General features: G+C 36.1%; 7 protein-coding genes. All 7 read right to left on the bottom strand.

Annotated elements, in window-relative coordinates; translation table 11 throughout:
- Positions 1-23: 23 nt before the first annotated feature.
- The 7 genes from hisG to ACZ42G_RS02630 all read right to left on the bottom strand — a co-directional run bounded on the left by hisG (position 24) and on the right by ACZ42G_RS02630 (position 13,975).
- Entirely contained in the window at positions 24-668 is a 645-nt protein-coding gene (hisG, locus tag ACZ42G_RS02660) for an ATP phosphoribosyltransferase (protein WP_464851252.1), read from the bottom strand.
- Positions 661-1,821, bottom strand: coding sequence for an ATP phosphoribosyltransferase regulatory subunit (hisZ, locus tag ACZ42G_RS02655; protein WP_464851251.1), 1,161 nt, complete (start codon positions 1,819-1,821; stop codon positions 661-663). Before hisZ ends, hisG begins: the two co-directional genes overlap by 8 nt.
- 103 nt (positions 1,822-1,924) lie before the next feature.
- Positions 1,925-2,605 (bottom strand): endonuclease/exonuclease/phosphatase family protein, encoded by a 681-nt coding sequence (locus ACZ42G_RS02650; protein WP_464851249.1) that lies wholly within the window; start codon positions 2,603-2,605, stop codon positions 1,925-1,927.
- A gap of 114 nt (positions 2,606-2,719) precedes the next feature.
- Positions 2,720-3,679, bottom strand: coding sequence for a slipin family protein (locus ACZ42G_RS02645; RefSeq protein ID WP_464851247.1), 960 nt, complete (start codon positions 3,677-3,679; stop codon positions 2,720-2,722).
- 126 nt (positions 3,680-3,805) lie between these two features.
- Complete coding sequence (locus ACZ42G_RS02640; RefSeq protein ID WP_464851245.1) at positions 3,806-4,894, bottom strand: DUF1648 domain-containing protein; 1,089 nt, start codon at positions 4,892-4,894, stop codon at positions 3,806-3,808.
- A 12-nt stretch (positions 4,895-4,906) separates the two neighbouring features.
- Positions 4,907-5,287: a GntR family transcriptional regulator gene (locus ACZ42G_RS02635; protein WP_464851244.1), complete on the bottom strand. Its 381-nt coding sequence runs from the start codon at positions 5,285-5,287 to the stop codon at positions 4,907-4,909.
- Between the two features lie 120 nt (positions 5,288-5,407).
- Positions 5,408-13,975 carry a glycoside hydrolase family 94 protein gene (locus ACZ42G_RS02630; protein ID WP_464851242.1) on the bottom strand — a complete coding sequence of 2,856 codons (8,568 nt, stop codon included), beginning with the start codon at positions 13,973-13,975 and terminating at the stop codon, positions 5,408-5,410.
- Positions 13,976-14,110: the final 135 nt, after the last annotated feature.

The raw sequence follows: 14,110 nt of genomic DNA, 5'->3' as shown, positions 1-14,110 counted from the left end.
TCATCAGCTCCTTCAAATCAATACTAACCCTTAAACACATCGCTTTCTACAGCGCTTTTTAATTTGTATATTATTTCCTTTATCCTTTCGCTTTTTGTCTTCATGCTGGCTTTATTTACGATAAGCCTCGCACTGGAAGAAAATATCTCCTCATACACTGTAAGGCCATTTTCCTTTAGGGTTGTGCCAGTCTCTACAATATCCACTATGACTTCAGACAGCCCTACTAATGGAGCCAATTCTACAGAGCCATTTAATTTTATGATTTCCACATTTTCTCCTTTTTTTTTGTAAAATTCTTCAGCTATAGCTGGGAATTTCGTCGCAACCCTCTTGTTGCTTAAAAAATTATCTTTCCTATTTAGAGGGCCTGCAACGACCATTTTACATCTGCCAAATCCCAGATCAAGAACCTCGTAACAGTCTCTTTTCAATTCCAAAAGCACATCTTTTCCGCAAACGCCCAGATCTGCAGCACCATGCTCTACATAAGTGGGCACATCAGATGGCTTTACAAGTATAAAATCGAGATTATTTTCATTATCGTATATAAATAGTTTTCTCGATATTTCATTTTGAATGTTTGTAGTTATGCCACACGATGCAAATACTTCAAAAGACTTTTCTGCCAATCTCCCTTTAGGCAGTGCTACTGTTATGCTATCCATTTTGCACACCTGCCTTGATAATCTCATCAAATTTTCCTCTGTTAGCATATTCGCTGTTGTCCATATTTACAAGTTCAGCTATATTCCCTTGCCTTCTCAGTCTCACTGCAATATCGTATGCAACTTTTCTGTTTCTTTCATCAAAAACCACTGCCACCCTCTTAGGCCTTTTAGTGGTTATGCCGCTTTGGCTTTGAACTGCTAACATGGCTCTTTCAACGCTTATGGCAAAACCAGTAGCCGGCAAATCTTTGCCGTAATTTTTCAACAAGTTGTCATATCTGCCGCCTGCGCAAATTGCATAACCAAGGTCTTTTACAAATACTCTAAATATTAGTCCAGTGTAGTAATCGATACTTTGAACCATGCCTAAATCAAATGTAATGTAACTATCCATGCCAAAATCTTTTAAAATGTCATAAACTCTCTCAAGATAGCTTAAAGCTTTCATGGCACTTTCAAATCCGTATACGCGCTTAGCGTCTTCTACGACATCTATACCACCAAAGAAAAGTGGCAAATTAGCTACCAATTCATAGTTACGCCCTGTAATATTGTTGTATTTTAAAAAATATTCGATCTCTGACTGATTCTTGTCTTTAAGAAGCCCTTTTAAAATGTCTTCTTCCTCATTAGTCAGCCTCAACTCATAAAGTATCGATTTAAAAAATTCTGCTTGACCAATATCTACTTTAAAATCTTTTATCCCAATATTTTTAAGAGCTTCAATCGCAACAGATATACACTCTGCGTCAGAATACTCATGATTTCTCCCTATAAGCTCTATTCCTGCCTGCGTAAATTCCCTCATCCTGCCTACTTGCGGATTATCATATCTAAAAACATTAGCAATGTATGAAAATTTAAGCGGATATTCGTGGTACTTTGTAGATGCTATTCTCGCCACTTGTGTCGTAACATCAGGCCTTAATGCCAGAAGATCTCCCTTTTTATCAAAAAACCTGTAAATATTGTTTTCATCGAAAAAGATTCCCGATGTGACGGAAAAGTTGTCAATGTACTCAAATGTAGGCGGCATTATCTCTTCGTACCCAGATAATTCAAATGTATTCCTCAATATATTTTCTATGTTTCGCTTGAACCTCAACTCATCAGGCAAAAAATCCTGTACTCCATCAGGTAGATTCTTCATCAAAGCACCTCTTCTATTACTTTACTTTGTCTTTGTAAAGTGATAAAGTAATAACTTGTTATTTAAATAATAATTTATTTTTGTCTATGTGTCAAGTACATTTTTAAAAATCACACCTTAAAGAAGCTACTACCGGCAAATGATCTGATAAAGTAGAGTCAATGGCCTTTATCGATTCAGCCCACACACCTTTCGAATGCATTATATAGTCTATTCTGACATTTTCACAACCATCTACATAAGTGTGAAAAACGGAATTTTGAGCATTTGCAGCATCTTTAAGCACTCTGCTTATGGTGGAATAAGCTTCTTCTCCCGGTGCCTCATTAAAATCCCCAGTCATAATCACCGGATATTCCAAGTTCGAAACGATCTTCAATATTTCCTGTGATTGCGTCAGCCTCTCTTTACGATTAAGTCCTAAATGAGTAGTCAAAAACCATATTTTTTTGTTTTCGTTTAGCTGTATCAGCGCTGTCAATACACCCCTTCTTTCACCTACTGAGTAAATGTGATAATTCTTTTTCTTTGCAATAGGGTACCTGGAAAGAATTCCATTGCCAAACGATCCAAACCCCATTCTTAAATTCGGCCCAAAAACATAATGCATCTTAAGCCTGTTTGCCAGATACTTAATCTCATTTAAAAAATATGAACGCTTTAAAAACACGTCAATCTCCTGCAAGCCGATAATGTCAGCACCTGTTTCTTTTATCAAATTAGAAATCCCGTACAATGTCAAATTTCCTTCTATATCCTTTCCACCATGAATATTGTATGTCATAACGTTAATGACCATAATATCCCTTCATTTCACTAAATTAGTTCCAATAATATTATATGCTTTAATAAATAAACAAAGCAGAACCTCTCTCGAGATTCCGCTTTATCATCATATTTATTGCTTTTCTTTCTTATCCTCAACAAGTTTCGTAAAAACGTTAAAAAGCTCTATTGGTATAGGGAACAATATAGTAGAATTTTTTTCAGCAGCTATTTCAGGAAGTGTCTGAAGGTATCTCAACTGCAATGCCGCAGGTTCTGTGGATATGACGGCGGCAGCTTCTTTAAGTTTTTGAGATGCTTGAAACTCGCCATCCGCAAAAATGACTTTCGCCCGTCTCTCCCTTTCTGCCTCCGCCTGTTTTGCCATAGCTCTTTTCATCGTGTCAGGAAGTTCAATGCTCTTTATTTCAACTGCCGTAACCTTGATTCCCCAAGGATCCGTAGCTTCATCCAACAATTCTCTAAGCTTTTCGTTAAGCTCTGCTCTCTTTGCCAGCATTTCATCAAGTTCATGCTGACCAAGTATTGAGCGCAATATTGTTTGCCCAAGGAGTGTAGTGCTTTGAGTGTAATTTGCAACTTTCGTGATAGCCAATATAGGATCAAACACATTAAAGTAAACAACAGCATCAACATTTACAGGAACATTGTCTTTTGTAATGACTTCCTGCTTTGCAACATCGATTGTAAAAGTCCTTAAATCTACTTTTATTACTCTATCTATCCCAAATGGAAATATAACATTAAATCCAGGTCCTAAGAGTCCAGACAATTTTCCAAATCGAAACAGGACTCCCCTTTGGTACTCCGTAATTATTTTCACCATGCCAGGCAGTATTATAAACGGTACGATGACTAATACAATGCCAATCACTGCAAAATTGACGTTCATATTTATTACCGCATATATATCCAGGCCACACCAAATTACAAACGTCACCAGCATGAAGTAGAAATTTGCCATGATCTTTCTTGATGCTGCTATTGCCATCCATACAATCCACCAAATACCTTCAATAGCAAAAACACCAATAAAGACAGTGCTTAAAATTGAGATTACCGATGCATCCATACTATTGCATCTCCTTTCTAAAAATCATCTTCAATTCTAATATTACCCAATTAATTTTCAATTTCAAGCGCTAAAATATAAATTTTACATTAATTTTTAATTGTTTCATATGGAACAAATTGTAAATCATTTTATTAATGCTGTCACTAAAATTATCAATATGACAAATAATATAAATAGCCACGCTGCTGGCCTTGCAAAATTGAAAGTCCAGCCTACGCCAAATCGTTTTTCTACAAACAACGCTGGATCATCAGGATTGTAATAAATGAGGCCTCCCTTCCAATATTTATCATCATCTCTGTCAACTGATGTCAGCTTATCATTTTCTTTGCCTATTTTTATCCTTTCACCTCCCTGACCCGTCTTTATAGATAAGGCTATCACAATAATCAATATGATCAATGACAGTACCAGTGAAAACACAGCCATAATATTTTGCCAACCCTTACCTACTCCGTACATAATAAATGCCGTTGCCATCAACATAGCGTTAATTAAGATAGATGTAAACACAATAAAGCCTGACCATATTCTCCTAAACCTTAAGTTCTTTTCCTTCGAAATCTCTGGATCTGAAGGATCTATCTGCTGTTTAGCTAATTCAATCATCTTGTATGCGAAAAACATCAAAACTGTCATAACTGTCTGTACTATGCATACTGAAAATACTGACAAAATTGACTTGTCTGCGAATGAATCAGCCTCACCTCGAAAATTGAAATGCATAGGTATTCTTTGCGGTATCTTTGGATACATATAAATGCCTACAACTAATGTCAAAATTACTATTGCCGCAGGCAATAAAAACCATAAAGGCGATACAACTATCTTTTCCTTTCTGAAATCTATGTCTACAACTGCTACTTCTTTTTTCCCTTTGCTCCACTCTTTTTTTGATTTCAATGCAGCCACTTCATGGTGAGCTTTCATATACATTGCAAGCATTATGATTACCTCAACAAAAATACCACCAACGGCAAAACTTATATTTCTCATTCTGATGACGACAAGAATCAAAAAGACTAAGCTTATAGTCAAAAAATTTATTATATAAGAAGTTTTAATCCTCTGAAGTTCTTTATCATTTAAAAAATCTTTAGGAACATGGACACCAAATACAATAGTCTTGCGAGTAATGAATGGCGTAATGACACCCATTATGATTAATATGAAATATGGCATCAAAAGATTGATAAAATACAATCCCTTCACTTAAAAGACCTCCTATTCTTTGTTTTTAAATTTATGCAGTATATTTTCACATATCTTCAATATTTCATCTTGCATCATCCCTCTGGAATACGCATTTGCCAATATTGGCTGAAGATCTTTCTCCAATTTCTCTATAAAATTATCATCGGCAAAAGCATTTTTAGTTACGACATAGCCTTTCCTTCTATGAACTTTTAGAAATCCTTCGTCTTTCAAAAGATCGTAAGCCTTTTTCACCGTATGAAGATTTATGCCAAAGTCACTTGCCAATTGCCGTATTGATGGCATCTCATCCCCCTCTTTAAGCAATCCTAAAGCTATGCCTTCTATTATTTGATTTTTTATTTGCGTGTATATGGGAACATCTGACTCAAATTCTATCTTTAATAGCAATGTCCACCTTCACCTCCACTGTAATATCTGTTATATATATAATATAACAAGTGTCACAAAAAGTCAATCGCCTTTATTAAATCAACGAAAAATCAGCAGATATGTTTCATCTGCTGATTTTTATGCCTTTACAGGCACTTTCGAACCCATAACCACGAAAACACGATGTACCTGCCCGTCATCTTTTAAAGTGATTCTATTGTCATCAATTGTATTCCCATCTACAGAAATTTCACGGACGCCTTTGTTTACCATTTCAGGATTTTCTACCTCGATTACATACTTCGTGCCATTCTTGTACGTGTACTCTATTTTATACTTTGCCCAATCTTTTGGAATACATGGATTGATGACAATCGTGTCACCTTCTTTCTCAAACCCTAAAATATGCTGAATGCCAACTCTGTACATCCATCCAGAGGAACCTGTATACCACGTCCAACCTCCCCTGCCTGTGTTTGGCTCTACGGCATATACATCGGCTGCCATAACATAAGGCTCTACTTTGTACCTGGAGTTTTCTATAGGCGTCCTTGAATGGTTTATAGGATTTATCATAGAGTAAAGCCTATAAGCCTTGTCACCATCGCCAATCATTGCATAGGCCATTATAGCCCATATTGCAGCGTGTGTGTACTGACCGCCATTTTCCCTTACACCAGGCACATACCCTTTTATATAGCCAGGATTCAAATCTCCTTTATCGAATGGCGGCGATAGAAGCTTAATTATGGCATTGTCGTAGTCAATCAAGTAATTTTCAAGTGCATCAAGTGCTTCTTTCACTCTATCCCATTTGGCTGCTCCTGAAATTGCAGCCCATGATTGCGCTATAGAATCTATTTTGCACTCATTATTCTGACTTGAACCAAGCGGAATTCCATTATCGAAATATGCCCTCCTATACCAGCTTCCATCCCAGCCATATTCTTCAATTGATTTTATTATGTCATTGGCAACTCCTTCATATTTTTCACACCTTTCATGGTCATTTTTCTCAATGCATATCTTAGAAAATTTCTTTAGTGTTACATGCATAAACCAACCAAGCCACACGCTTTCACCTTTTCCTTTGTTGCCTACCATATTCATACCATCGTTCCAGTCTCCAGATCCCATCAGCGGTATTCCATGCTGTCCAAATTTCAGTGAATGCTCTATGGCCCTTATGCAGTGTTCATAAACTGTGGCTGTTTCATCTGATACTCTGGGTTTGCCATACCTTTCATCTTCATCGTCTTTTAAAGGTTCCTCGTCTAAAAACGGAATTTGTATATCTAATATTTCTGCATCACCTGTTACATCAATGTAATCCGCTACAGCGTATGGCAGCCATAAAAGGTCATCTGAGTACTTCGTGCGTATTCCTTTGTCAGTGCCAGGATGCCACCAATGGAGTACGTCACCTTCTTTAAACTGATGTGCACAAGCGTTTAATATTTGCGCTCTCGTAAGCTCTGGTGCAACGTACACAACATTCATAGTATCCTGTAGTTGATCTCTAAATCCGTATGCGCCACCCGACTGATAAAATGCAGACCTGGCCCAAATCCTACACGATATAGTCTGATACAATAGCCAGCCATTTAAAAGCAAATCGAAAGATTTGTCAGGTGTTGCTACGTTTATTGTGCCGACAAAGTTGTTCCAGAACGTATTGACGTAATTCAATGCCTCTTTTACATTATTGACATTCTTGTAATAACTTACAATCCGTCTGACATCATCTAAAGAGATTCCTGTTCCCAACAAAAATGACAGCTCTTTTTCTTCGTTTTCTTCTAATTCGACAACAACTTGAATCGCGGCACATGGACTTAAACCAATTCCTACATTATTCGATAGGGCTTCCATTTTTAATGCTTCAGGTCGTTTAGTGTCAAAATCAGATCCCAGAAATTCCGACAAGTTTCCTGTATATGACTGAACTTTGACAGATGAGCTTATAAAGGAAATCCTGTCCTTAAAATCTTCGTTGTACACATTTCTTATTAGGAGCCCATCGATTTCTTCATTCATCTCTGTAACCACATAAGGGGATGTTATGCTTTCTGAAACGCCTAATACAGGTTTTATGAAATAATACAAGCTCAACCTTCTTTTCTCTCCACTTACGTTTTTTAATTTTACAAGCGATATTTTGACGGTATCGTTCATAGGCACAAACTCTAACATCTCATGGTTAATCCCCGAACATCCATGTTTAAATGAAGAATATCCGAATCCATGCTCAATCACATATTGTCCCTTATCCCTTAGTGGCTTTGGCGTTATCGTCCAATATTCACCTGTAAAGTCATCTCTTAAGTACAGAATCTCCCCACCTTCATCCAGAACAGGATCGTTTGACCATGGAGTAATTTTATATTCTCTGCTGTTTTCTGCCCATGTAAAACCGCTTCCTGATTCTGAAACTTGAAATCCAAATTTATAGTTTGATACAACATTTATCCAAGGCATAGGCGTTACCTTGTCGTCATCTAAATTTATAACGTATTTATGTCCATCTAAAGAAAATCCACCATATCCATTGCTGTAATGCAATTGCAAATTCTCTCTAAGTGGAACTGGATACGCCTTTCTTGTGTTGCTTTCCTCTATATTAAGCAATTTAGCTTTTTGATTATTTTTTGCTTCATCATATTCAATTTGCTTCTCAATAGGCATATCAGCAGTAAGAGATAATTTTGCAACTGTATTTAGCAAAATGTAATCTTCATCTTTTAAACTGCTTCTGTTTACCAAAAACACTCCACCAAACTGCCCCATTATGTTATATGCAAAACTTCCATTTATTACGTCTTTGATTTTATCGCCCAATGCATCAATATATCCACCTTTGTCATTGTTTAAAATCACTAAATCTACGTATAATCCTTTCATCCTCCAATATTCATGAGCCTTAAGAAGCTTTTTTAATACAGGCAATTCCTCTTTTTTGCATATTTCCAAAAGCACTATCGGTATATCTCCAGATATTCCATATGCCCACAGCCCAGATTGACCTTTTTGGTTTTTTAATATTGTATCCTTTTTTGCTATCCTGACAGGGCTTGAAAATACTATATGTGGAAGCATCCTTTGGAAAAGCCCTAATTCATCTGATTTAAGGTTTAGATAGTCTAATTCGACTTTGCCTCTGGATATTGACATTTCGAAGGCTCTTTCCGTCGCACTGGCATTTTTGTACTTATTCGCCAATTTCACTGCTTCTGCCTTTGATTCTGCCACAGCCGTTAAGTATACGACCTTCACCGTCTCATTTGGATTCAACTTAATCCTCTTTCTCAATGACATGATAGGATCCAAAACAGAGCCATCTGAATTTGACAACGGTCTATCCGTCTCTAAAGCAACAGGATTTCTTAATGTCCGTCCTCTGCCAATGAATTTAGCCCTGTCTGTCTCAAACTGAGTATCGCCTATAATCTCGCCACCATCTACGTATACAGCATGAGCAATCCATAAATATGGCTTTTTTAAATCTCTGGGTCTTCTGTTTGCGACTATCATGTCGCTGTCAAACAAAATCTCTGTTTTGATAAATAGCTTGTTAAAAGCAGGATGTGCAATATCTGCATTAATGTCACTTAAGACCGGTTCGAAATAACTTGTAACTTCCAGCACTCTATCATGATCGCTGTGATTTTTTAACGTAACACGCCTTATCTCAACGTCATCTTCCGGTGATACAATGACTTCCGTTTCTGTATCGATATTCCCGACTTTTTTGATGAATTTAGCCATATCCTGCTTAAATACAACCTTATATTTTTCATCTTTTGTAAAAAGTGGAGCATAAGTTGCAGACCAAGTGGTATTTGAGTTTACATTCTGTACAAATATAAATGTCCCATGAATTTCATCTAAAGCATTTTTCCACCTGGTTATGTTTATTCCTTCCTTTTTGCTGTAACCTGTTCCTCTATCCGTCAAAACAACAGAATAATCTCCGTTTGACAAAATATGCACCTGAGGAAGAATGTCATCTATCTCTTCTACAATCCTTACAGCTTTTACTTCTTCTTTTTTCTGCTCTTCAAACTCCTTTTGCGCCTCTACTTCCTCTCTAAGAATCATTGGACCACTGGGTACTTTCTCCTGCAGCAATATTTCCACAGATTTTATATATGGATCTGAGTGAAATCTTTCCTGCATCACGTTTTTATTTATAAAATTGTTTAGTGCAAGCATGCTCATGCCTAAATGGTGGGACATGAAGCTTTTCACTATAGCATACTTTTTCCCATAAGGAATTCTTTCTGGCGTAAAGTCAACAGCCTCATAAAGCCCATACTTACCCTCAACTCCAAGGTCTTTCAATCTTTTAATATTTTCAACAACAGATTTCGGATCTACCCTAAGTGATAGAATAGCACCATAAGGCGCTATGACAACATCTCGAGATAGTCCCCTCTTAAGCCCCAGCCAAGGAACACCAAAAGCTTTGTACTGGTAATTAAGCTTAATGTCAAACGAGTAAAAGCCTGACTCCGATATTCCCCATGGAATCCTGTATTTTTTTGCATACTTTTTTTGCATCATTACGACAAATTTGTACGTCTGATCCAAAATAGTATTTTTAAAATTTTTCATTATCAAAAGCGGCATAAAATATTCAAACATTGTACCAGACCACGAAATTAACCCTCTGTGAGCATTTTCTCCTGTCACCATTCTCCCCATTCTAAACCAATGTTTTGCGTCTACTTCCTTCTTTGCTATAGCTATAAAACTGGCTTGTCTTGCTTCAGAGGCAAATAAATCGTAATACGATTTAGTCAATTTTTCATCTTCTATATTGTAACCTATTGAAAAAAGCTGCCTTTTCTCATCAAACAATGGCCTAAACTCTGTTTTCTCTATAAGAATATTTAATCTAATTATCAAATCTTCTACTTTTTCTATTAAATGCTTCACATTTTCGTAAGGCTTTATAAACTTTTCTTTATCAGATGACGGCATTTCTAAAATTTTTTCATACATTGCCTTCAAATTATTTAGCGTAATATCTTTGTTTGACTTAAGCATTTGTTCATATTCGTCATAATCATAAATTGGCACAAGATCCTCCAATTCTTTTATATCAGAATCAATTGTATCGACAATTTTCATATACCATCCATCATCATCACTATATTTAATACTGCTTAAGCTGTCTTTAAGTTGTTTCAAGCTTCTATGCCAGTCTTCAATGGTGTAATCTCCTTCAAGCATCTCATATTTTATCTTTTTACTTTTTAATTCATCATTCACGATCTCAATTAAGTCTGATAAACCTGCTGGCAATTTCTCAGTTAGTGGTGTGTCTGGAACTTTTTTAAGGCCTTCTTTAAGCGCTATCATGTACCCAACGAGATTTCCGCTATCTACCGTAGAAATATAGTACGGCTTTAATGGCTCTAAGTCATCTGTCTTGTACCAGTTGTAAAGATGTCCATGCCATTTTTCCATCTTTTCAATAGTGCTGACCGTTTTATCTATTCTATCAACCATTTCTGAAGTAGTGATATATCCAAAGTCTCTTGCTGATATTGTAGAAGTCAAGTATAAGCCTATGTTGGTAGGCGAAGTCCTTCTGGCAATACCCGCATACGGATCTAACTGGAAATTATCAGGAGGCAGATAATTGTCATTTCCAGTTACAAAATCCTCAAAATACCTCCAAATTTTCCTGGACAGCTTTCTTAGCTCTTTAATGTCATTTTCTTCTATCACAAACTCATGTTCAACAATAGGACTGCTTATCCGATACGCAATGTACGGCGACGCAAACCATATTAGAGAAATCAAGATTGAGTATGGCAGCATATCACGTTTAAAGTACATGCTCACCAAGATTAAAATAGCGCCAATAGGGATAGACACCCACATTCTTTTTAAGAAACTGATAAAATCATTTTTAAGTTGCCTTTCCATATCAGCCGCAGTAACCCATTCTAATAGTTTTTTTCTTGATACATAAACTCTGTAGATAGTTCTAACCACTGCATCTATCATTAAGTAGCCTTGATAAGGCAAAAAAGCAAACTGCAACAAACTTGCGTAAAATGTGTTTTTCAAGCTATTTGCAAGCAAAATGCTGTGGTTACTCATCTCTTTTGATTTTTCCAAAACTGCATCAATTGCTGCCGCCATAAATGGTTCAAATAAAGCTAATATCACCACTCCGTACATGATGATGCTTTTAGAAGGCACAAGGTTACTTAAAAGAAGCAAAGCCAAAGCAAATGGAGCAACAAGGCTTCTCCTTAGATTATCAATTATCTTCCATTTTGAAATAATAGAAAGAGGATTTTCAATATAGTTGCCTTGTCTCGTCTTAATTCTTTTTGAAAGATACGGCAAAAGCTGCCAGTCCCCTCTAACCCACCTGTGCATTCTCATCATATATGAGTTGTATTTCGACGGAAAACCGTCAATAAGCAGTATGTCAGTCACAAGTCCAGCCCTTACAAAAGAACCTTCTAAAAGGTCATGGCTTAAGATAGAATTATCAGGTATTAAATCTTTAAGTATAGTTCTAAATACTTCTACATCGTAAATACCTTTTCCAGTAAAAATGCCTTCTCCAAATAGATCTTGGTAAACATCAGATACAGCTGTTGTATATGGGTCAATGCCACCATTGCCAGCAAAAATAGAAGAAAACACAGTAGCTGACGAAGACAAAATATCGACTCCTATCCTTGGTTGCAAAAGCCCATATCCTTCAACAACTACATTTTTCTCATTATCAACAACTGCCTTGTTTAGCGGATGCATCATTGTACCAATAAGCCGTTTTGCTGTATCCATGATCAAATTTGTATCCGCATCAAGTGTTATGACGTATTTTATCATTGGCAGGTCATCGATATTGGCGCTTTTTATGTAGAAGCTGGTATCTTTTGAACCCATTAATAGTTCGTTAAACTCTACTATAGCACCTCTTTTTCTCTCCCAGCCCATGTAAGCATTTTGTGTCTGACAATATACACGTTTTCTGTGAAAATAGAAAAATATGTCTTTTCCTCCACCGTATTTTTCATTAAGCTCTCTTATTCCACCAAGAGCAGTATTTACTATTTCTTCGTCATCCTCCATTTTCTCCTTGTTTGTGTCTTTAAAATCGCCTACGATAGCAAAATAAAGGTTGTCCTCCTTATTTGAGATATATGTTACTTCTAATTGTGCTAAAAGCTCTTTAACTCTTTTTACACTTGTCAAAAGTACAGGAACTATAACCATTGTAGCGGCTTCTTTAGGTATTCCACTTTTTAATTCAATTTTAGGTATTATCGTAGGTCTTTTAATGTGTATTATCGCCCAGTTTACTGCCTGCACCACAAACTCGCTTATAGGAATTATCGAAATAGCTGCCAAGATAAATGCATATATAGCTGCCAAACCATTAAATATTAACAAAGCCCATAAAGCAACAGACGCAAAAAGTGTCAAAGCAACTATAGATGCTATATAAAGAATAGCCATATTGCTTTTTACGACACGACTTACTTTCACAAAATTTTTCTTATGTCCTATCTTGCTTTCCAATATGCTTCTACCTTTGCCAATTATATAAAATCCTACATGATTTATATACTCCGGCTTGCTATTGTCATTTAGAACTTCTTTCGCACACTCTAAAGCCTTCCTTGCTACAAATGTCTCAGATGTTTTATACCTTTTGGCTATTTCCTCAATCTGATGTCTGTAATAATCTCTTGATTCAAAATCCATCATTTCATACGTACCATCAGGGTCTTGCCGCAAAATCTGTTCAACACTGCTAAGCTTCTCAAATATTTGAGACCAATCCAAAGTCGATACGTATTTAAGGCTTGTTATTGCATTGCCAATTGAAACTTGTCTTGCGGCTAATATCTGATGATCTAATTCAACAATGTCTGTAATATTTGTATCATATTCTTGAAGAATCCTATCGATGTACTGGACAATTACCGTTGAATCATCGCCTTCCATCCTAATCCTTTGAAGCAATCTTTCAAAAAAAGACGTAGGAATCTTCCCAATAGTCATGACTTTATCATGTATTAACTTTTTAATATCGTCAAATGCCATATTTTTATTTGAAAATATTATATTTGCTACTTCATCTGCTTTGCTCCACTGTTTCTGAGTTATGGTTATTTTCTCAGAGCTCTTTTTTATGTTTTCTATTAAAGCAATTTTTATCATAAGTCCAAGAGCCCATAATTCACCGCTTGACAATAGGGACTTGGATTGATAAGCAGTGATAAAATCTATAATTGTGTCTTCATCAATTTTCCCGTCTGTATGGGACACTAATTCCATGGCAATAGCGTACACTCTCGGATAACCCTTCAATATGCTATTCTTAAGTCCAGGAAGCCCTGAATAATAGCCTTTTGATAGGCTCTTTCTTATTTCTTTAACTTGTTCTTCGATTATGTAAAAATTGTCTAAAAGCCATTCGGCATCTTGCGATATAGACTGCGTCCTTTCTGCCATGTTGATATTTTTGTATACGGATTTTATGTAATTATAACTTTTATTCATGCGAGGTATAAGCATGTAATTTAACTTAGTATCTCTCATTATGTAGTGGTTTTGTGCTAATTCTTGGGCGTGTTTTTTAAGCTCATCCTGATTTAATAAAATATCGTGTAAATTTACTTCTTCATCATAATGATTACTTTTACTTTTCAATTTATCATAAATCATAAGTAAAAAAAGCGTAAACAAAGCTCCAATTAGCATGTGTAAAAAAGTAGTCAACTCCAAGAAAAACACATCTCCTTTATCCCAAAATACTTACAAAATTATTATTCCCAATTTCACATTATTTTTTCTCATCAG

The sequence above is a fragment of the Thermoanaerobacterium calidifontis genome, from assembly GCF_055381745.1.
This window is presented reverse-complemented; position numbering and strand designations above follow the sequence as displayed.